General features: G+C 41.2%; 21 protein-coding genes and 1 pseudogene. 12 read left to right on the top strand and 10 right to left on the bottom strand.

Translation table 11 applies throughout. The features are described 5' to 3' along the window. Positions 1 to 43 precede the first annotated feature (43 nt). Complete coding sequence (locus tag LC065_RS19365) at positions 44 to 595, top strand: GbsR/MarR family transcriptional regulator (protein ID WP_226591585.1); 552 nt, start codon at positions 44 to 46, stop codon at positions 593 to 595. Positions 596 to 734: 139 nt separating this feature from the next. Beyond that, positions 735 to 929, top strand: coding sequence for a sporulation YhaL family protein (locus tag LC065_RS19360; RefSeq protein WP_226587941.1), 195 nt, complete (start codon positions 735 to 737; stop codon positions 927 to 929). A gap of 37 nt (positions 930 to 966) precedes the next feature. Here the strand turns inward: LC065_RS19360 and LC065_RS19355 are convergent, their stop codons facing one another. From LC065_RS19355 to LC065_RS19345, 3 genes are all read right to left on the bottom strand, one after another. Then, the gene (locus tag LC065_RS19355) at positions 967 to 1,905 is read right to left on the bottom strand and encodes a peptidylprolyl isomerase (protein ID WP_306163641.1); all 939 of its coding nucleotides are present in this window, start codon (positions 1,903 to 1,905) and stop codon (positions 967 to 969) included. A 163-nt stretch (positions 1,906 to 2,068) separates the two neighbouring features. Further along, a complete protein-coding gene (locus LC065_RS19350; protein ID WP_035510066.1) occupies positions 2,069 to 2,251 on the bottom strand; it encodes a hypothetical protein in 183 nt (60 codons plus the stop codon). Positions 2,252 to 2,591: 340 nt separating this feature from the next. Then, complete coding sequence (locus tag LC065_RS19345) at positions 2,592 to 3,143, bottom strand: DUF3267 domain-containing protein (RefSeq protein ID WP_226587946.1); 552 nt, start codon at positions 3,141 to 3,143, stop codon at positions 2,592 to 2,594. A gap of 228 nt (positions 3,144 to 3,371) precedes the next feature. Here LC065_RS19345 and LC065_RS19340 point away from each other — a divergent pair, with 228 nt between their 5' ends. Beyond that, entirely contained in the window at positions 3,372 to 3,704 is a 333-nt protein-coding gene (locus tag LC065_RS19340) for a DUF1878 family protein (RefSeq protein ID WP_226587948.1), read from the top strand. Positions 3,705 to 3,761: 57 nt separating this feature from the next. Here the strand turns inward: LC065_RS19340 and LC065_RS19335 are convergent, their stop codons facing one another. Together LC065_RS19335 and LC065_RS19330 are read right to left on the bottom strand one after the other, a co-directional pair. Continuing rightward, the gene (locus LC065_RS19335; protein WP_226587950.1) at positions 3,762 to 4,334 is read right to left on the bottom strand and encodes an HTH-type transcriptional regulator Hpr; all 573 of its coding nucleotides are present in this window, start codon (positions 4,332 to 4,334) and stop codon (positions 3,762 to 3,764) included. Between the two features lie 181 nt (positions 4,335 to 4,515). Then, a complete protein-coding gene (locus tag LC065_RS19330; protein WP_226587952.1) occupies positions 4,516 to 5,037 on the bottom strand; it encodes a GbsR/MarR family transcriptional regulator in 522 nt (173 codons plus the stop codon). A 287-nt stretch (positions 5,038 to 5,324) separates the two neighbouring features. Here LC065_RS19330 and proV point away from each other — a divergent pair, with 287 nt between their 5' ends. The 3 genes from proV (at position 5,325) to LC065_RS19315 (ending at position 8,364) form a co-directional block, all read left to right on the top strand. Continuing rightward, a complete protein-coding gene (proV, locus tag LC065_RS19325) occupies positions 5,325 to 6,527 on the top strand; it encodes a glycine betaine/L-proline ABC transporter ATP-binding protein ProV (RefSeq protein ID WP_226587954.1) in 1,203 nt (400 codons plus the stop codon). After that, positions 6,511 to 7,356 carry an ABC transporter permease gene (locus tag LC065_RS19320; protein WP_226587956.1) on the top strand — a complete coding sequence of 282 codons (846 nt, stop codon included), beginning with the start codon at positions 6,511 to 6,513 and terminating at the stop codon, positions 7,354 to 7,356. The genes proV and LC065_RS19320 overlap by 17 nt, the downstream gene beginning before the upstream one ends. A 72-nt stretch (positions 7,357 to 7,428) precedes the next feature. Continuing rightward, the gene (locus tag LC065_RS19315) at positions 7,429 to 8,364 is read left to right on the top strand and encodes a glycine betaine ABC transporter substrate-binding protein (RefSeq protein WP_226587958.1); all 936 of its coding nucleotides are present in this window, start codon (positions 7,429 to 7,431) and stop codon (positions 8,362 to 8,364) included. Positions 8,365 to 8,493: 129 nt separating this feature from the next. Here LC065_RS19315 and LC065_RS19310 read toward each other — a convergent pair whose 3' ends face one another. The 3 genes and pseudogenes from LC065_RS19310 to LC065_RS19300 all read right to left on the bottom strand — a co-directional run bounded on the left by LC065_RS19310 (position 8,494) and on the right by LC065_RS19300 (position 10,185). Beyond that, positions 8,494 to 8,901, bottom strand: coding sequence for a YtxH domain-containing protein (locus tag LC065_RS19310; protein ID WP_226587959.1), 408 nt, complete (start codon positions 8,899 to 8,901; stop codon positions 8,494 to 8,496). A gap of 168 nt (positions 8,902 to 9,069) precedes the next feature. Then, positions 9,070 to 9,604 (bottom strand): annotated as a pseudogene (locus LC065_RS19305) (tryptophan transporter). Between the two features lie 122 nt (positions 9,605 to 9,726). Then, positions 9,727 to 10,185 carry an HIT family protein gene (locus LC065_RS19300; protein ID WP_226587963.1) on the bottom strand — a complete coding sequence of 153 codons (459 nt, stop codon included), beginning with the start codon at positions 10,183 to 10,185 and terminating at the stop codon, positions 9,727 to 9,729. A 109-nt stretch (positions 10,186 to 10,294) separates the two neighbouring features. On the opposite strand from LC065_RS19300, the gene LC065_RS19295 reads away from it, so the two are divergent. The 3 genes from LC065_RS19295 (at position 10,295) to LC065_RS19285 (ending at position 13,088) form a co-directional block, all read left to right on the top strand. Beyond that, the gene (locus LC065_RS19295) at positions 10,295 to 11,038 is read left to right on the top strand and encodes an ABC transporter ATP-binding protein (RefSeq protein WP_306163640.1); all 744 of its coding nucleotides are present in this window, start codon (positions 10,295 to 10,297) and stop codon (positions 11,036 to 11,038) included. After that, positions 11,031 to 12,245: an ABC transporter permease gene (locus LC065_RS19290; RefSeq protein ID WP_226587967.1), complete on the top strand. Its 1,215-nt coding sequence runs from the start codon at positions 11,031 to 11,033 to the stop codon at positions 12,243 to 12,245. The genes LC065_RS19295 and LC065_RS19290 overlap by 8 nt, the downstream gene beginning before the upstream one ends. A gap of 108 nt (positions 12,246 to 12,353) precedes the next feature. Continuing rightward, on the top strand, positions 12,354 to 13,088 hold the full coding sequence (locus tag LC065_RS19285) for an EcsC family protein (RefSeq protein WP_306163639.1): 735 nt from the start codon (positions 12,354 to 12,356) through the stop codon (positions 13,086 to 13,088). On the opposite strand, the gene LC065_RS19280 is transcribed toward LC065_RS19285, so the two are convergent. Both LC065_RS19280 and LC065_RS19275 read right to left on the bottom strand, forming a co-directional pair. Further along, positions 13,053 to 14,222 (bottom strand): M20 metallopeptidase family protein, encoded by a 1,170-nt coding sequence (locus LC065_RS19280; RefSeq protein WP_226587971.1) that lies wholly within the window; start codon positions 14,220 to 14,222, stop codon positions 13,053 to 13,055. The genes LC065_RS19285 and LC065_RS19280 overlap by 36 nt on opposite strands. A gap of 136 nt (positions 14,223 to 14,358) precedes the next feature. Continuing rightward, the gene (locus tag LC065_RS19275; RefSeq protein WP_226587973.1) at positions 14,359 to 14,796 is read right to left on the bottom strand and encodes a ferritin-like domain-containing protein; all 438 of its coding nucleotides are present in this window, start codon (positions 14,794 to 14,796) and stop codon (positions 14,359 to 14,361) included. Positions 14,797 to 15,023: 227 nt separating this feature from the next. Between LC065_RS19275 and liaF the strand changes: the two genes are divergently transcribed. Genes liaF through LC065_RS19260 form a run of 3 tightly spaced genes read left to right on the top strand, consistent with a single transcriptional unit; the run spans position 15,024 to position 17,480 of the window. Further along, complete coding sequence (gene liaF, locus LC065_RS19270) at positions 15,024 to 15,779, top strand: cell wall-active antibiotics response protein LiaF (protein WP_226587975.1); 756 nt, start codon at positions 15,024 to 15,026, stop codon at positions 15,777 to 15,779. A 13-nt stretch (positions 15,780 to 15,792) separates the two neighbouring features. Then, positions 15,793 to 16,857 carry a sensor histidine kinase gene (locus tag LC065_RS19265; protein ID WP_226587977.1) on the top strand — a complete coding sequence of 355 codons (1,065 nt, stop codon included), beginning with the start codon at positions 15,793 to 15,795 and terminating at the stop codon, positions 16,855 to 16,857. After that, complete coding sequence (locus tag LC065_RS19260; protein WP_226587979.1) at positions 16,854 to 17,480, top strand: response regulator; 627 nt, start codon at positions 16,854 to 16,856, stop codon at positions 17,478 to 17,480. Before LC065_RS19265 ends, LC065_RS19260 begins: the two co-directional genes overlap by 4 nt. The last annotated feature ends 75 nt before the right edge of the window (positions 17,481 to 17,555 follow it).

The following is a 17,555-nucleotide window of genomic DNA, read 5'->3' as shown; positions in this document are numbered from 1 at the left end:
GATTACTGAGGAATAAGCAAATGGAGGGTTTCCATTGCCAGAAATGAATAATACAGATTGGAACAAATACGAAGAAACGATTGAACAATTTATCCAAGTCATAGCTAAGAATATGAGCCTTTATGGTGTAACCCCGTCCATTGGTCGCTTGTATGGAGTGCTGTACTTTTCGCAGGAACCCATGACATTGGATGACATGCGGGAAGCTTTGGAGATGAGTAAGACAAGTATGTCAACAGGCGTCCGTGCTTTATCAGATATGAAGATGGTCGAACCTTCCTTTAAAAAAGGAGTACGTAAAGACCTTTACAAGTCAGAAGAAGACTGGTATAAATCATTCACTTCCTTGTTTGGGAGCCGTTGGAGACATCATACAGAGACGAATATTGAAGAAGCGGATGAAGCCATCCAGGAGCTTCAAGAGCTGCAAGAGAAGACCACGGACGAAGAACTTCAAGCGAAAATAACTGAGGATATTGATCGACTGGAATATGCTCAAAATTACTATCGCTGGCTCATGAGATTCATACATGTGGTAGAATCAGGAGAGATCTTCCAATACGTACCGAAAATTGATCAAAAAGATAAAAAGTAAAAAAACCGATGGAGGCAGTACGTTGCTGTCTGTATCGGTTTTTTTGTACTCTTTTGCAGTGAACGGAAGGGGAGCTTGTATCATATTTGCCCGCAATCGCTCATAGACTAGAGACAAAAGGAGCAGGGAGGATGAATTCATGTTATTCGGTCTTCCGATTTGGGTGTTTCTGTGTATTGTCTTTATATTCATAAGCGGGTATATGGCCATCCGCGCCATGAGAGCGGAGCACAACCTCGAGCAAGAGTATATCGAACGGGAAGGGCAAGTGTATTTAAAGAGGATTGAGAAAGAGAAAGAACGGCGGGGAAAAAGTGCCATGATGTCAGATTAAAAGCCAGGTGAATCATTCACCTGGCTTTTGATCTTTATTATTCTTCTGTATTTTCGTCAGAAGTACTGTCTTCAGAGTTATTTCCCTCTGGATTTGTACCTTCTTCTACTGGAGCTTCCTCTTTATCGAAGAGCCCTTCAAACTCATCAAGTTTTACATCAATGTCAGAGTCCTGCATAAGCTCATCCATCTTCTTCTGAAGCTCAGCTTGATCGACTTTTTGACTCGTTAATGTACGCTTGATTTCTTCCTTCATTTCTTCATAAGGCTTGATATCTTCTTTATCACGCTTGTCCGTCACCTTGATGATGTGATAGCCGAATTGAGACTGTACAGGTTCACTTACTTCACCTAGCTCTAATTCGTAGGCTTTATCTTCAAATTCAGCAACCATTTCTCCTAGTCCGAACCAACCAAGCTTCCCGCCTTGCTGAGCAGAACCATCAGAAGAATATTCAGCAGCTAAATCTCCGAAATCTTCTCCATTATCGATTTTTTCTTTAACTTCCTTCGCTGTTTGTTCATCAGAGACTAGAATATGGCTCGCTTGAACCTCTGTCTTCATGCGATCATAATAACTTTTCATTTCTTCTTCGGAAATTTCAATTCCTTCAGAAGCCGCTTTTTCTTGAAGTAGGCTCATACGGATCGTTTCTTTGAAAGCTTCTTCATCGGCAAAGCCATTTTGCTGAAGAATGTTTTCAAAATTATCGCCGTATTGTTCTTTGATCGTCTCTAGTTCCTTGTTAACCTCTTCATCTGAAACCTCATAATTATTTGCAAGAACTTCTTTCATGACAAGAGTCTGAAGCACTTGCTCACCATATTGAGACTTCAATTCCTGATAGAACTCTTCTTTCGTTACTTCTCCACCATTGGTTTCAACAACGGCTTCTGATTCATCTGCATTGGATGAACATGCTGACAAGGTAAATACGCTTGCTGCCAATGCAGCCGTGATGGCTATTTTTTTCATAATCCTGACACTCCTAAAACTTATTGTGAATTTCGTGACGTAGAGATTGCTCACAGCCTATCAGTAAATATAACACATTATATAGGCAATGTTCTATACTGTGTTGTGAAAATATAGCAATTCAAACAAGACATAGAAAAAACAGGCCAACTTCGGCCTGTTCTTAGAGTGTATTAAGCACTTCCACATAAGAAGAGATCAGTAATATTGTAATTAGTACGTTGATCGTGCGGAAAACACGCGTTTGTTTTTCGTTCGACATTTTCGTCTTTGTGCATAAGGAATGTGTGAGTGAGTTAAACACGAATAAAATGACGAGCGCGTACAAGCTGAATCCAAATGCCATGTTGGTACCTCCTTTATTCCCTATGAAACTACTCTATCAAAGTTTAGGTGGATTGAACAGAAAAAAGCGGGTCGGATTTCCCTGTTAGAACAAAAAAAGTCCGATCCAGAAACGAAAAGACAAATTCCGACTTCAACTAAAGCTCCCGATTGTGGAAGACTCAGTTTTGAGATGCTTTCGGGTTTCGTTTGCCATAATGGGAGTCAGGGGTGGCTGGAAAGCGAGCTATTCCCCGTAGCCCCACCCACTCAAAAAAGTCTCGGAACTGAGTCTTTAAGCATCCTGCCATATTCTGTAAGAAGGCATAAAAAAACAACGTTCATAAGGGTGAACGTTGTTTTTATGCTTTTGGCTGATGAATGAGGATATCGTAGCCTTCTTTGGCATTCTCGATCAAGCACTTTTTCGGTGCTTTAGCGAAATAATTTAAATAAAGAAAATCAGAGAAAGATAATCCGATATTCACAGATGCAAAGAGTACGAGATAAGCAAAGTAATGAGGGAAGACATATCCCATGATGAGTGCAGGAACTGTAATCAAAAATGTTGGTGCAAGAGCCATCATGATTGATGTCTTCTTTGATAATCGAGTTTTACACTGATAGGTGAAAGTCGGTACAAATCGCTTTCTGAATTTGAACTTTACCCGTAACCGCTTATAGCTGAGCATTAAAGGCAGCATATGCATCAGGCGGTGCATCGCTGGTAAGAAAAACAAAATAACCAACAACGGTAGAAAACCGTGATCATGCATCTCATGCGTACCGTGTATCATTGAATACGGCAGATATAAAATTAGGAATGAAAGTAGTCCTGTAAGAAAAGACATCAGGTAAACACGGTTCAGACCGAATTCTTTATTGATGTTTACTGTTTTCCAGCAGTTCATCATAAGAATCCCTCCCTTACAACAAAAAATACTGTGAATTTATTATGAATATCGATATGATAGTAGTACGTTTTATGTTTCGTTTGTTTGGCACAAGACGAATAATAGTATGTTTGAAGAGAAAAAGCAATAGGTTTTCTGTAAAAAAAATATTTGCTTTTTTCTCTTTTGTTGTAAGATCTTATAAACCTTGGTATGACAAGGGTGACAGCAGGTTGTGGAGGGAGTATTTTGGAGAAGGAAATTCGATGCGAAACCTTTGCATTCCACTTGAATTTATTACTAGAAGTCGAAGAGATGAAGAGATATCCTTTTACGAAATTAGTTATTGAAAAAACCTTAACAAAAAAAGAATATAAAGAAACGTTGCAATTGTTAGAAATTTTGAATGAACGTTACGAAGAAGACGTAGCTAACGGTTTGATTGATCATTCTAATTTAATGCTTCACTTTGCCGGCATGCTTTGTTATAAACTCCCTATAGAAGAAGCGTTAAAGGCACTCAATCAACAGGGGCTTTACCCGGAATTAGTGAACCAACTTATTCATCTTCAAAATAAATAGAACCCTTTCCAATCAATGTTTATTGGAAAGGGTTCTATTTATTTATGCTCCTATCTGTTATGAGGACCTTGATTTCTTCTTATAATCCTCAATATCTGTCGGTTGTTGAACTAAAGCTTCTTCTTCAATGTTTTCTAGTGAACGTTCCAGGATTTCTATATATTCGTCTCCATAGATCTCCTTAATCAAAGCAGATAAATCTAAGAACTCAGGAAGCTTTCCATACATTTCTGTCATGGGCATAACGCCTCTCAGTACAGAATTATCTTCTGGGTTATACTCATTCAGCGTTGCTTCTAGAAGTTCAACCCCTGCATTTGTTAATTCTACATACGTGTTTCTTTTGTCATTTTCACGTTTAGAAAACTGAAGGAGGCCGCGCTCTTCCATCTTCTTGGAGAAATTGAAGGCAGTTGACACATGCATGACACCATACTTGGAAATCTCAGAAATGCTCGCCCCTTTCAAATGGTAAGCAATCCACAAAATGTGATGTTCGTTGATGTTCAATTGGAATGGCTTAATCCAATCCTGCCAGTCCTTTTCAATGGCTTTCCATAGTGCTTTGGAAAGTTGAGCCATTTTATGACTGTAGAAAATGGCTTCTCTTTTTGAGATTTTGTCCTTCATTTACCTCACCCTCTTAAGGTATTTTTTAAAACTATTCTATCCTCAATCGGCTATTAGTTTTTAAGAGTTACCCACTTATAATGATATAAAATTTTTGTAAATTATCAAGATATAATGTGCTGAAAAAATAATTAACATGCAGATCGGACAAAAATGGATCTGCATGTTAGGGGGGGAGGGGTTAATCAGAAGGTTTTTCGTTAGGATCTAACTCTTTGAAAGCTTCAGCAATCCATTCGTGAAAACGGACCATATCTTCCATCCGTCTGTACAGTTGTTCCGCTTGTTGCATCTGCTCTTGATTGACATAATCCTGTATTCGGTCTTTTAACTCGCTTTCCATATTTTCAAGCGTATCTTTTTGTCCACTTGCAGCTAACTGCCACTTATTTATATAGGAAGACATGAAATTTCGATATAAGTTTTCATTAGCTTGATAGAGGTCTTTACGGAAGCCTTTCTTCCATACTCGTTCGACCAGACCTTGATCTAATAAGCCTCTAACGCCTGTACTCATTGAAGTTTTACTTTTACCCAAAGCTTCGCTCATTTCATCTAACGTCATTGGACCCTGATGCAGATAGAGAGTAACAAACAACCGTGCATCAGCGGGGGTAAGTCCAAACATTTCCAATGTTTTAGAAAATTCATGTGTGACTTTTGTATGCATGTCCTCAAGGAAATGGTGGTCTTTTACTACCATAAGATCCTCCTTCGCAAAAAATCTATGTACAACGTTACTATAATTTCCATTGTTATAAAAATTACTGAAAGGGCTTAAATATAAAGGATTTAGAAGTAAAATGGCGTAATTCATGCCTTAAACTTTGTACAGTTTCAACTGTACGTAATTTTTGTACTTGATTAAAAGTATTTATCGTTTGAACTTTCTATTACAAATAGGTTACATTATGTAAGGTGCTTGATTGAGTTCGGAAATAATAACGGCAAAACGTACCATAATAAACAAAAACAGAAGAGGTGATCGACGTGCCGATTATTCAAGTAGAAAACTTATCGAAAATTTTCGGTAAGAATGCCAAAAAGGCTACCAAATACTTAGATGAGGGTTTATCAAAAGAAGATATCCTTGAAAAAACCGGCAACACAGTCGGTGTTAACCGCGCGTCCTTTGATGTAGAAGAAGGCGAAATCTTTGTCATCATGGGGCTGTCCGGAAGTGGTAAATCCACGCTTGTCCGGTTAATCAACCGATTAATTGAACCAACAGAAGGTAGTGTATATATCGATGGTCAGGATTTGGCTAAGATGGACAGCAAAGATTTACGAGATGTCCGTCGTCAAAAGTTGAGCATGGTATTCCAACGCTTTGGTCTTTTCCCACACCGTACAGTGCTGGAAAACGCAGAGTTCGGGCTTGAAGTCCAAGGGATTGATAAAAATGAGCGTAAAGAAAAAGCGAAGAAATCTTTAGAGATGGTCGGACTAGGTGGATACATCCATCAATTTCCTGGTCAACTATCCGGAGGTATGCAGCAGCGTGTAGGTCTTGCACGAGCCCTTGCGAACGATCCAGAAGTTCTACTGATGGATGAGGCCTTTTCTGCTCTGGATCCATTGATTCGTAAAGAAATGCAGGACGAATTATTGGAGCTGCAAGAATCCATGAAGAAAACGATTCTATTCATTACCCATGATCTTGATGAGGCGTTAAGAATTGGTGACCGGATCGCTCTTATGAAGGATGGACGCATCGTTCAAATTGGCACACCGGAAGAGATCCTAGTGAATCCAGCCAACGATTACGTTGAGAAGTTCGTTGAGGATGTAGACCGTTCCAAAGTGTTGACGGCTGAAAATATTATGAAACGCCCAGAAACAGTAGATATACAAAAGCATGGTCCTCGTACAGCTCTTGAACGGATGCGTAAGGAAGGTCTTTCAAGCATTTATGTTACGGATGCAAAAAGAAATCTTCATGGTTATGTAACCGCCGATGATGTTTCTAATGCTGTGAAGCAGGATTCAGATAACTTGAATGGTATTCTTCGCACAGATGTGCCGAAGGTTGAGCCTCAAACACCAATGCAGGAAATTTTTGATATTATCCATGATTCCCCGGTACCTGTAGCTGTCATTGAAGAAGGAAAATTGAAAGGGGTAATCGTGAGAGGAGCCGTACTAGCGGCGTTAGCTGGAAGTGAGGTGAATTTAAATGGGTTTGATTCCTAAACTGCCTGTAGCTGAGTGGATTGATGCAGCGACAGAGTGGACAACAGATACATTTGAATTCTTATTTGATTTTATAAAGGAAGACTTTGGAGATTTCATTGAAATCGTAGCAGAAGATTGGTTAATGAGCATACCCATTTGGCTGTTCATTATTGTTGTAGGTGTTCTAGCATTCTTTGCTTCAGGGAAAAAATTGGGCTTAACTGCTTTTTCAGTGATTGGCCTTTGGTTCATTGCTAATCAGGAGTTATGGGAAGAGTTGATGAACACGTTTACGCTTGTCATTTTTGCAAGTTTGATCTCTGTTATTATTGGAGTTCCATTTGGAATTTGGATGGCTAAAAGCAAAGTGGCAGAGAAAATTCTTACACCTGTCCTTGATTTTATGCAGACGATGCCCGCATTCGTATACCTAATTCCGGCTGTAGCTTTCTTCAGTATCGGTATGGTGCCAGGGGTGTTTGCCTCTGTCATTTTCGCAACACCACCGACTGTTCGTTTTACCAACCTTGGAATTCGGCAGGTGTCCCATGAATTGATTGAGGCATCTGATGCATTCGGTACGACTGGAACTCAAAAATTATTTAAAGTCCAATTGCCAATGGCTAAAAAGACAATCATGGCTGGGATTAACCAAACTGTGATGCTTGCATTATCCATGGTGGTCATTGCATCCATGATTGGTGCGAAGGGACTTGGACAAACGGTTATTACCGGGCTTCAGCGTGCAGAAGTCGGAACTGGTTTCGTAGCAGGTCTCGGAATCGTTATTCTTGCGATTATCATAGATCGTTTTACACAAAACTTGAACACCCAACGGGGTGACTAGTAAATAGGGTTAGAAAAGGGTCCTTAGACCTTTTATCTATATATAAAAATCATTATAAGGGGAGAAATTTACATGTTTAACTGGAAACGTTTTGGCATGGTTGCCGGACTATCTTTAACACTTGTCGCAGCAGGTTGTGGATCTTCAGAGGAAGAAGGTACAGAGTCTACTGGAGATTCTAACGGTGATGAAGCCGCTTCTGAAATGAATTATGGAGAAGAAATGGACTATGAAATCACCGGAATTGAAGCAGGCGCAGGTGTCGTGAGTTCTGCAGAACAAGCGACAGAAGAGTACGAAAACCTTAGTGGATGGGAAGTTGCTACATCTTCTTCCGGTGCAATGGCAACAGCTCTAGGAGAAGCTATTGAGAACGAAGAACCAATTGTTGTTACTGGCTGGACTCCACACTGGAAATTCGCGAAGTATGACTTGAAATACCTTGAAGATCCAAAAGAAGTTTTTGGTGGGGAAGAACAAATTAAAACAATGGTTCGTAAAGGGCTGGAAGATGAGAAGCCGAACGCATATAAAATCTTAGATCAGTTCAACTGGGAAGCAGCGGATATGGAAGAAGTTATGCTTGAGATTACTGATGGTGCAAGCCCGGAAGAAGCAGCTCAAAATTGGATTTCTAATAACCAGGATAAAGTAGAAGCTTGGACAGAGGGTACAGAAGAAGTGGACGGTACTGAGGTTGAACTTGTACTTGTAAACTGGGATTCTGAGATTGCGTCAACGAATGTCGTTGCAGAAGTCATGAAGGCACAAGGCTTTGATGTAACGATTACACCGTTGGATAATGGCCCAATGTGGGAGTCTGTGGCAGCTGGTGAAGCAGATGGCATGGTGGCTGCATGGTTGCCAGGAACACATGGTGATCAGTACGAGCAAAATAAAGATAATCTAGAAGACCTTGGAGCGAACCTTGAAGGTGCTAAGATTGGTCTAGTTGTTCCTAAATATATGGATGTCGATTCTATTGAAGATTTAGAAGCGGCTGAGTAATCAGCTTGTAAAAGCGTGTAGAGAGTAAATCTCTACACGCTTTTTTTTTTGCATAGAACGAAAGGGGGGGAATATAAATAAGGGAAAGGGACAAACATAAAAAATCCCGCTCGAGGCGGGATCGATAGGTTATTGATGGTTGATGACATCATGACTAGGTTGTGTCGTATGGTCTGGTTGCTCAGCCTTTGCTTTTTCTTCCAGTTCTTTCAAGCTTGCTTCGATTTGTTCTAGATATTTTTGGATGTTTTTTTGATGTGGTTCGACTGTGCGCTTCCAGCTTTCAATGGATGTTTTTACATCTTCAGAAAGCTCTTTGATCAGCTCTGCCCCTTCTTTAGACGTTTGGGCGATCTGATCCTTCAATTGCATTCCTTCTTCTTTTAAGCTGAGAACCGTATTTTTCAAATTCTCGCTTTTCAGTTTGGCATTTTCTCTAAAATCACGACCGGAGGAAGGGGTGTTCAATAACGTATAAGCAGCTCCAACGACTCCTCCGACTAAAAATCCCAGCGCTAATGATTTTCCATTCGGCATATCAGTCAGTCTCCTTTCAATCACTCTCTATTTTATATTTTCTCTTAATATGTATGAATGAAACCTTAAAAACATAAAAAATATTCTTCGGACGAGAAGGTAAAGCAAAGGCACTACATTCGATGTAGTGCCTTTGGTGTAAGTCAAGGTTCATTCTGTATATCCTCTTTAAGAGGCTGTCTGAGCTGCTTTAGTAAGGTTTGTTCGTCTTAAGATTTTTTGAGCAATCGGATACATGATAGCTACGAACAATACGTTAAATGCAGCTGCGGGTAGAACAACTGTAGCAAACATGAGGCCGAAGCTCGCTTCCATAAGACCGATGATATAAAGGACAACACCTAAGAAGATGGAGCCGCTGATCATCGTACCGATGGCTGCTAAAGCAGGCTGTACGAATTTTTGATGTGATATTTTTTTAGTCAATAGGACAAGCCCGAAAAATGCAAATGCTGTGAAGGGCTTATCGATGATATTGGCCAGTTGGCCGCCTGGAACGGTGGTTGTCATCGCTGAGATGAAACCTGTCGCTAAAGATAACAATAGGACATAAGATGGTTTAGGGAACAATAAGATCCCTAGGAACATCATAGCGAGCATCATATCCGGTCGCATTCCAAAAAAGAATGGGGGGTGCGACGGCATGCAGAACAGCACCAATTCCTACAAATAAAGACAACATGACTAAAACACGAATATTCATTTAAACATCTCTCCTCAACTATTCTAATCTCATCTGAAATTTGCCATCCAAACGTGCCCTCATGACCGTTTGCGATTGCATGCTAGTATTATAGCAGTTTTCTCTTTAGGAAATCAATCCATTTAACCAGGGATGTGGTGATTGATCTCACCAGCGATGGCTTGTAAATCTTCTGGAGAGTAATCATCGGAGTGGACTTCCCACTTCGCCTCGAATCCATCTCCTTCACCATATCTCGGAATAAGGTGGATATGTAGATGGAAAACAGATTGGCCTGCTGCTTCCTCATTGTTGTTTAAGACGTTCAAACCAACAGGAGCATAGGTTTGTTTAATTGCATTTGCGATCTTCGGCACTCTTGAGAACAGCTTCTCTGCTGTTTCTGGATGTGTGTTGTAAATGTCTTGGCAATGCTGTTTGGGAATAACTAGCGTGTGACCTTTCGTAACTTGACTGATATCAAGAAAAGCGTACACCTCATCGTCTTCATACACTTTCGCTGAAGGGATTTCTCCGTCAATGATTTTGCAGAAAATGCATTCATCTGCCATATGCAAACACTCCTTTCCGTTTGATAGCATTGTACCATATCAATGAGTGAAAACTCGATGAAGACGGCGTGTGAAAAGTGTAACGGATGAGAAAGTATGATAAAATTTGTGCAGGAAAATTAATGAAGTGAGGGATTAGATGGAACCTTTATTACATATTAAAGACCTCCACGGAGGATACACTCATAAAAATGTATTGAACGGCATTTCTTTCGATGTCAATCCAAATGAAATTGTGGGCCTTATCGGGTTGAATGGTGCAGGGAAAAGTACCACGATCAAACACATCATAGGAATGATGCAGGCGAAGAAGGGAAAAGTCTCCATTAATGGAACATCCTTCGAAGAAAACCCGGAAGAGTATCGACAGCAGCTTGGTTATATCCCGGAGATGCCGATTTTATATGATGAATTGACCTTGTATGAACATCTACACTTGACCGCCATGGCCTACAATGTGCCGGAAGATGTTTTCAAAAAGAGACTGCATCCTCTTCTTAAAGAATTTCGTATGGAGAAAAAGCTCAAGTGGTTCCCTGTACACTTCTCTAAAGGGATGCGCCAAAAGGTTATGATTATGTGTGCATTCTTAATTGAACCGGATCTCTATATTGTTGATGAACCTTTCGTTGGTCTGGATCCCCTTGGTATACAGTCCTACCTGCAGTTGATGGAGGATATGAAAGATAAAGGGGCAGGAATTCTAATGTCGACTCATATTCTTGCAACTGCTGAGAGATATTGTGATCGTTTTGTCATCCTCCATGAAGGAGAAATTAGAGCTAAAGGGACACTTGAGGAGCTGCGAACATCATTTGGTCAGTCAGGAGCATCCCTTGATGATATTTACGTGCAACTGACAAAGGAAGAGCAGCATGATTAATGCCAGAGAGTTTTGGACAAATCGTTTCTCTGAACATACGAAAGAGACCAGCCGTTATTTAAAGTATATTTTTAATGGCCACATTGCCGTTGCCATGTTGTTCTTTATTTCGGCGCTCGCTTATTATTACCAGCAATGGCTCCAAGACCTTCCGGAAGATTTTCCTACTGCTTGGATTATAGCCTTAGCTTTTGGATTCATCGCAGGGTATAGCCCTGTTCGTACGCTCCTCAAAGAGCCGGACTTAGTTTTCCTGCTTCCTGCTGAATATCAGCTGGATGATTACTTCCGTCGCTGCTTATATTACAGCTACGTTGTCCAACTTTATGTCATCTTTCTAATATCAGCAGCACTTGGTCCCCTGTATTTTGCCTCGTACCCAGAACTCGGTACGCGGTATTACTTAATGATGATTGGTGTAGTCCTTGTTATTAAGATTTGGAACATGATGTCTAACTGGTGGATGTTGAAGGAGAGAAACCCGAGAACACGACTCATGGACCAGGTCATTAAAGCGGTATTGAACATTACCATTTTTTATTTTCTCGCTCAAGGTGAGTGGGTTTATGCCAGTATCGTAACCGTGCTACTTGTAGGTGTCGTGCTTTACACGTATACCCTCTCCAGACAAAAAGCTGGACTCGCCTGGGACTTACTTGTAGAAAAAGATCAGCAGAGGATGAGGACCTTTTATAGAATCGCCAATATGTTCACAGATGTTCCTCATTTGAAAAATACAGTTAAAAAGCGCCACACGCTTGTGCATGCGATAGTAGATCGGGTTCCTTACAGGCAAAACCAGACCTTTTCTTATCTGTATAAAATCACGTTTATACGAAGCAGTGATTATTTAGGTATGTATATCCGCCTCATAGTGATTGGTGCACTGGCCATTTGGTTTGTATCCAATCTTTGGGTGAAGGTCGCGTTTGCCATTCTTTTTCTCTATTTAAGTGCATTTCAAATGATGACCTTGTGGAATCACCACCGCACTATTGCTTGGCTGGCTCTATACCCGGTTAAGAAAGAATGGAAGGAAAAAGCAATCCTGCAATGGTTACAGCAGATTATGTTGTTTCAGACCTTCCTCTTCGGCTTATTGTTTATATTCCAATGGAATCCTATAGGGCTTGTTCTTGTATGGGTAGGCGGAAGTATCTTCAGTTATCTATTTATACAAAACTATGTGAAAAAGAAATTGACGTAACAGGGAAGACTACTTAAGCAGTCTTCCCTGTTTCATATCCATATCTAAATAAACACTCGTAAATATGAATAACAAATTGTTCCTATAAAATAACCGGAGGTGTGTCACATGAATTATGAAGAGAAGGCGAAAGAGGAAGCTTTACGTTGGAGTAAATCATTGGACAAGCGTTCCTCAATTATTCAGAGAAGTTCAAAGCAGGTGCAGTCAAGAATTAATGAAAAGATTCCTGATCGTGTCCACACGGTGGTAACGGATAGTATTCGTTCCATGATTGAGCTTGCTTTAACATCTTCAGAGTACATCCGCCCTGTAAAGGTCCATCCAGATTGGAGCTTTGAAGAACGAGAGAGGCAAGTCCGTGATTTAGTGAAAAAATATAAGAAAACTGCATCCTTGGAAGGGGCTGGAACGGGTTTTGGAGGCTTTTGGCTTGGAGCGGCTGATTTCCCGCTGTTATTAGGCATAAAGATGAAGTTTTTATTTGATGCAGCTCAGATTTATGGTTGGAATGTTCGCTCTTATGAGGAGAGGGTCTATTTGCTTCACGTATTCATGCTCGCTTTTTCCAGTGACCAGGTCCGCGGGGAAGTGAAGCGTAAGGTTTTAGGTTGGAATGATTTAGAAATAAAAGAGAAGAACGTGGACTGGAAGACGTTACAAATCGAGTATAGAGATACCTTGGACCTTGTGAAACTTCTTCAATTGCTCCCGGGTTTTGGAGCCGTTGTAGGGTATGTTGCGAATGGGAGATTATTAGAACAATTAGGGGGAGACGACCATTCAGTCCAGCCGCCTCCGTTTACTTTAACTTTCTTGATAGCTAATAAAGGTTTGGAATAATGTTTTAGCTGCGTGCGGAAGTGCTTTTTCGTCGAAATCGAATTTCGGATGGTGATGAGGGTAGTAATGATCTGGAATTTGAGCACCTGTAAAATAAAAAGTGCCTGGCTTATCCAATAAGTAGTAAGCGAAATCCTCTCCAGCCATGACCGGTTCGACTTCTTCTGTGCGTAAAGAAGCATCAGCCTTGTGAGCATGTTGTAAAACTAAGTCCGCTTCTTCAGGATGATTGACGACAGGCGGGTATCCTTTTTCATAAGTGAACTCGTAGTCTGCGTCGTTTGCTTCACATGTGCCTTTTATAATTTTTTCCATCTCTTCAATGATTAAAGTTTGCACATCAGGATCAAATGTTCTAACCGTGCCGGTTAAGGTTGCTGAATCTGCTATGACATTAAACGTGGTTCCTGATTCAAACGTTCCTACTGTCAGCACAGCTGTTTTCAATGGATCTACCCGGCGGCTCACGATTTGCTGCAAGGAAGAAACTACTTGAGAGGCGATGACGATGGCATCTTTTGTTTGATGCGGCTGGGCTCCATGTCCACCTTTCCCTTGAACTTTTATTTCGAATCGATCCGCTCCGGCCATAAAAGGTCCTTTTGCCGTTTGGATGACTCCCATTGGAGCATTCACCCATAAATGAGTGCCGAACACAGCATCTACATCACTGAGAGCTCCTGATTCGACAATCGGTTTTGCTCCTCCGGGCGCATATTCTTCGGCGTGCTGATGTAGGAAAACGATGGTGCCTGGAATTTCATCCTTTTGAGATACAAGTGCTTCGGCCAGCCCTAGAAGAGCTGCGGTATGGCCGTCGTGACCACATGCATGCATAGCTCCATCATTCTTGGATTTATATGGGACGTCATTTTCCTCCTGAATAGGAAGGGCGTCAAAATCTGCTCTAAGGGCGACCGACTTCCCTGGCTTTCCCCCTTGAAGTCTGGCTAGAACTCCATTTCCCCCAACCTGAGTTTCATAAGGGATTCCTAATTTCTCATATGTATCGGCGATGAACTGTGCCGTCTTTTCCTCTTTAAATGATACTTCTGGGTATTGATGCAGATGACGGCGGGTTTCAACCATTTTCTCATATTGGTCATCGATGGCTTGGAAGACATTCTCCCACATATTTACTCCTCCTTGTCACTTTGATGAAGTTTGGCAACTATTTTTATAAATTGTAATATACATTCAGAATATTCTCAAATATATGCCGTGCAGAGTGACAATAAAAAACCCCCGGTCTAAGACAGGGGGTGAGAAATTAATCTTGTAAGCGGGAATCTTGAAGTAAACGACCGATTTCCTCCATATGACCGGTTTCATCTGCAATCATATCATCCAGTTTCACAGATAATTCAGTCAGTCCGAGTTCTTCTGCTTGTGTTTTGCGTTCCTCATATCGCTTAATCGTCTGGCGCTCAGCTTCATGTGCTTCTTCTAACATCGGTCTTACTTCAGTCATTTGCTTGACTTCAGCAGGAGTTGTCGTCGGAGTTCCGCCCAGAGTGCTGATCTTTTCAGCTAGGTAAAGAGCGTGCCCTTGTTCGTCGGTTACTTCGCTCTCGAAAAATGGCTTGAGGACAGAACGATATAGTCCCGTAACGACAGCAGCATTATAAGTGTACATAATAGAAGCTGCATACTCATGAGCCAAGTCTTCGTTGAGTCCATCGATTAAATTTTGCATTTTTTGATCCATACAACAACATCCTTTCTTATATGCTCTATTTTAAATATTCCCATCACTCTTCGGTTTAAACATACCTCCGTCCTGAGGCGGAGAAAATTCCGTTCTCAGGGTTGTTTTACAAATCCCTGTTTCTAAGTAAGATTAAGCTATAACTAATGTAAGAACTACTAAAAGAAAAGGAAATTAAGGACTTCTGTCGAATGTAATTCACGGAAGGTTAAAAAAGGGTGAGCATTATGCATAATAAATTTTCAAAAATCGTCATCGCATTATTATTAGTTGGATTTGGATTTGTGCTTCTTCTGTCGAATTTGAACATTATTTCCCTGGAAATGAGATGGACGTGGGGCAATATTTATCCGATTATTCTATTCGTCATTGGTTTAAAGATTTGGTTGGATGCGGTATTGAAAAAAGGAGGAAGTTGGATCATCGGTTCATTCCTCACCATCTTCAGTACGCTCTTATTATTAGATCGGTTAGGGGTTTTTGTATTCTCTTTTGGTGATGTGTGGCAGCTTTGGCCTCTTCTTTTCATATACTTTGGATTTAGTATGTTTTTAGGGAAAAACGGCTCTAAAGTGAAAATTGAATATGATTCCAAAGGTTCTTCTTCAAACAAGCTGAAGTCCAAGCATATGATGATTGGAGACCACTCTTATAATGAAGAGAACTGGAAGGTGGAACCGATGGATTTATGGAACGGAGTTGGTGACTACCGATTCGATTTCACACGTGCCTTCATTCCTGATGGAGATACACCAATTGTCGTCCGCGGCTGGGTCGGAGATGTCAAAATGCTGGTCCCGAAGCATGTCCCTTTCCGAGTGGAGGCGAAAGTGAAGACAGGGGATATCCGTGTCGGCGGACAGAAAGCTGATGGAATGCACAGAAGTGTGGAATATGAAACCGATGATTATTCTATGGCCACTCGCCGGTTAACCATTGGTGTCGATCTTAAAGTCGGTTCGATTCGAATCGATCAGGTGTGAAAGGTGGGGGAGCATGTTAAAGCACTTGAATAGTATCCGTTACATGTATATCCGTTCACATCTTTATGGACTTATTTTAAATACGTTTATCCTGCTCAGTATCTTATTATCTATTTACGTATGGTTTCAGCCCGGTTGGCTGAGTGCAGGGGCCATTTTAATGTTCATTCTGCTTTATGTGGTGCTTGGGTTTATCATGTCTCTTTATGCGGGCTTCCGGTCGAGTGGGGATGTCAAACACCGGCTGGATTACATATCGATGATGATTACCCAGCTTTCGCGCGGAAACTTCAGTAAAAGGATTTATTTTAATGAAAATGATGAGATCGCTGCTGTAGGGGATGAATTGAATGTCCTTGGCGAGAAGTTGGAGCAGCAGAAGGAGTCGCTTGTAAAGCTCGCTGATGAAAAAAGTGAGCTGGCACGTACGGCTCATAAAGCGGCCACGATTGAAGAACGGCAACGACTTGCTCGTGATTTGCATGATGCCGTGAGTCAGCAGTTATTCGCTTTGACAATGATGGCACAGGCGACAGAAAAGATTTTTGATCGTCGGCCGGAAAAAGCAAAAGAACAGCTTCAGGAAATTACTCAAATGGCGCTTCAGGCTCAAACAGAAATGAGGGCGCTCCTTCTTCACTTAAGGCCTGTTCATTTATCAGGGGAACCGCTAGCGGAGGGGATTAAAACACTGATTGAAGAATTACGTCAAAAGTGTCAAATTGAATTTGATGTGGATATGGAGGATTTAGGAGATCTGCCAACATCCGTAGAAGAGCAGTTGTTCCGGGTTGTGCAAGAAGCCCTTTCCAATATATTGAGACATGCTAATGCCTCTGAGGTGAAGGTGGAAGCCACTCATGACCAAAAGGAGATCTTCCTACATATTGCTGATAACGGCGTGGGTTTTGATACAGAGGATAAAAAAGCCAATAAAGCCTCATATGGATTGAAAACGATGCGCGAACGGTGTGAAGAAATTGGCGGTACGTACTCCTTACGTTCGAGGAAAGGGGAAGGTACACATATTGATCTTCGTGTTCCTGTAAAAGTTAATGAAAAGGGGGAAAAGGAATGATTCGTGTCGTAGTTATTGATGATCACGATGTCGTCCGTAAAGGAGTCATTGCCTATTTAAGTACGGAAGAGGATTTGGACATTGTTGGAGAAGCAAGCAGCGGATATGAAGGAGCAGCGCTAGTAAAAGAGAAAAAACCGGATGTTGTTCTCATGGACTTAATTATGGATAACGGGACGGGAATTGAAGCGACAGAAGAAATCATGAAAACCGAATCTTGTAAAATTATCATCTTGACGAGTTATTACGATGATGAAAAGGTTTTTCCGGCGCTTGAAGCAGGTGCCTTTAGTTATATGCTGAAAACATCTTCAGCCGATGAAATAGCTGAAGCCATCCGCAAAGCGGCTCTTGGTCAAAATGTGATTGAGCCGAAAGTCGCTACAAAAATGATGACTCGTTTCCGTCAAGATCGAAAACCGCATGAGGAGCTTACAAAACGTGAACTGGAAGTGTTGAAATGCGTGGGTGAAGGGATGACGAACCAGGAAATCAGCGATGCGCTTTATATAGGTGTCAAAACAGTGAAGACCCACGTCAGTAACATTTTAAGTAAACTAGAGGTGCAGGACCGCACCCAGGCCGCCGTATATGCCCATCGGAATGGACTGCTTAAAGGGTGAAGAAAGAAGACCGCTTATAGGCGGTTTTTTTCTTTTTCAAGACTCAACCTTTTATATGAAAATGACAATGATGTG

Origin of the sequence: Halobacillus litoralis (assembly GCF_020524085.2) — a bacterium.
GTDB classification, from domain to species: Bacteria; Bacillota; Bacilli; order Bacillales; family Halobacillaceae; genus Halobacillus; species Halobacillus litoralis_E.
Note: the sequence above shows the minus strand (reverse complement) of the source record. Positions and strands in the feature narration are given on the sequence as shown.

Bases quoted from the DNA above. Each gene is read 5' to 3' on its own strand.
- LC065_RS19295 (WP_306163640.1), top strand. From the start codon at position 10,295: ATGGAACCTTTATTACATATTAAAGACCTCCACGGAGGATACACTCAT.
- LC065_RS19280 (WP_226587971.1), bottom strand. From the start codon at position 14,222: ATGTGGGAGAATGTCTTCCAAGCCATCGATGACCAATATGAGAAAATG.
- LC065_RS19260 (WP_226587979.1), top strand. From the start codon at position 16,854: ATGATTCGTGTCGTAGTTATTGATGATCACGATGTCGTCCGTAAAGGA.
- LC065_RS19285 (WP_306163639.1), top strand. From the start codon at position 12,354: ATGAATTATGAAGAGAAGGCGAAAGAGGAAGCTTTACGTTGGAGTAAA.
- LC065_RS19275 (WP_226587973.1), bottom strand. From the start codon at position 14,796: ATGGATCAAAAAATGCAAAATTTAATCGATGGACTCAACGAAGACTTG.
- LC065_RS19290 (WP_226587967.1), top strand. From the start codon at position 11,031: ATGATTAATGCCAGAGAGTTTTGGACAAATCGTTTCTCTGAACATACG.
- LC065_RS19330 (WP_226587952.1), bottom strand. From the start codon at position 5,037: ATGGTAGTAAAAGACCACCATTTCCTTGAGGACATGCATACAAAAGTC.
- LC065_RS19350 (WP_035510066.1), bottom strand. From the start codon at position 2,251: ATGGCATTTGGATTCAGCTTGTACGCGCTCGTCATTTTATTCGTGTTT.
- LC065_RS19355 (WP_306163641.1), bottom strand. From the start codon at position 1,905: ATGAAAAAAATAGCCATCACGGCTGCATTGGCAGCAAGCGTATTTACC.
- LC065_RS19265 (WP_226587977.1), top strand. From the start codon at position 15,793: ATGTTAAAGCACTTGAATAGTATCCGTTACATGTATATCCGTTCACAT.
- LC065_RS19360 (WP_226587941.1), top strand. From the start codon at position 735: ATGTTATTCGGTCTTCCGATTTGGGTGTTTCTGTGTATTGTCTTTATA.
- LC065_RS19365 (WP_226591585.1), top strand. From the start codon at position 44: ATGAATAATACAGATTGGAACAAATACGAAGAAACGATTGAACAATTT.
- LC065_RS19320 (WP_226587956.1), top strand. From the start codon at position 6,511: ATGGGTTTGATTCCTAAACTGCCTGTAGCTGAGTGGATTGATGCAGCG.
- LC065_RS19310 (WP_226587959.1), bottom strand. From the start codon at position 8,901: ATGCCGAATGGAAAATCATTAGCGCTGGGATTTTTAGTCGGAGGAGTC.
- LC065_RS19345 (WP_226587946.1), bottom strand. From the start codon at position 3,143: ATGATGAACTGCTGGAAAACAGTAAACATCAATAAAGAATTCGGTCTG.
- liaF (WP_226587975.1), top strand. From the start codon at position 15,024: ATGCATAATAAATTTTCAAAAATCGTCATCGCATTATTATTAGTTGGA.
- LC065_RS19315 (WP_226587958.1), top strand. From the start codon at position 7,429: ATGTTTAACTGGAAACGTTTTGGCATGGTTGCCGGACTATCTTTAACA.
- LC065_RS19300 (WP_226587963.1), bottom strand. From the start codon at position 10,185: ATGCTATCAAACGGAAAGGAGTGTTTGCATATGGCAGATGAATGCATT.
- LC065_RS19335 (WP_226587950.1), bottom strand. From the start codon at position 4,334: ATGAAGGACAAAATCTCAAAAAGAGAAGCCATTTTCTACAGTCATAAA.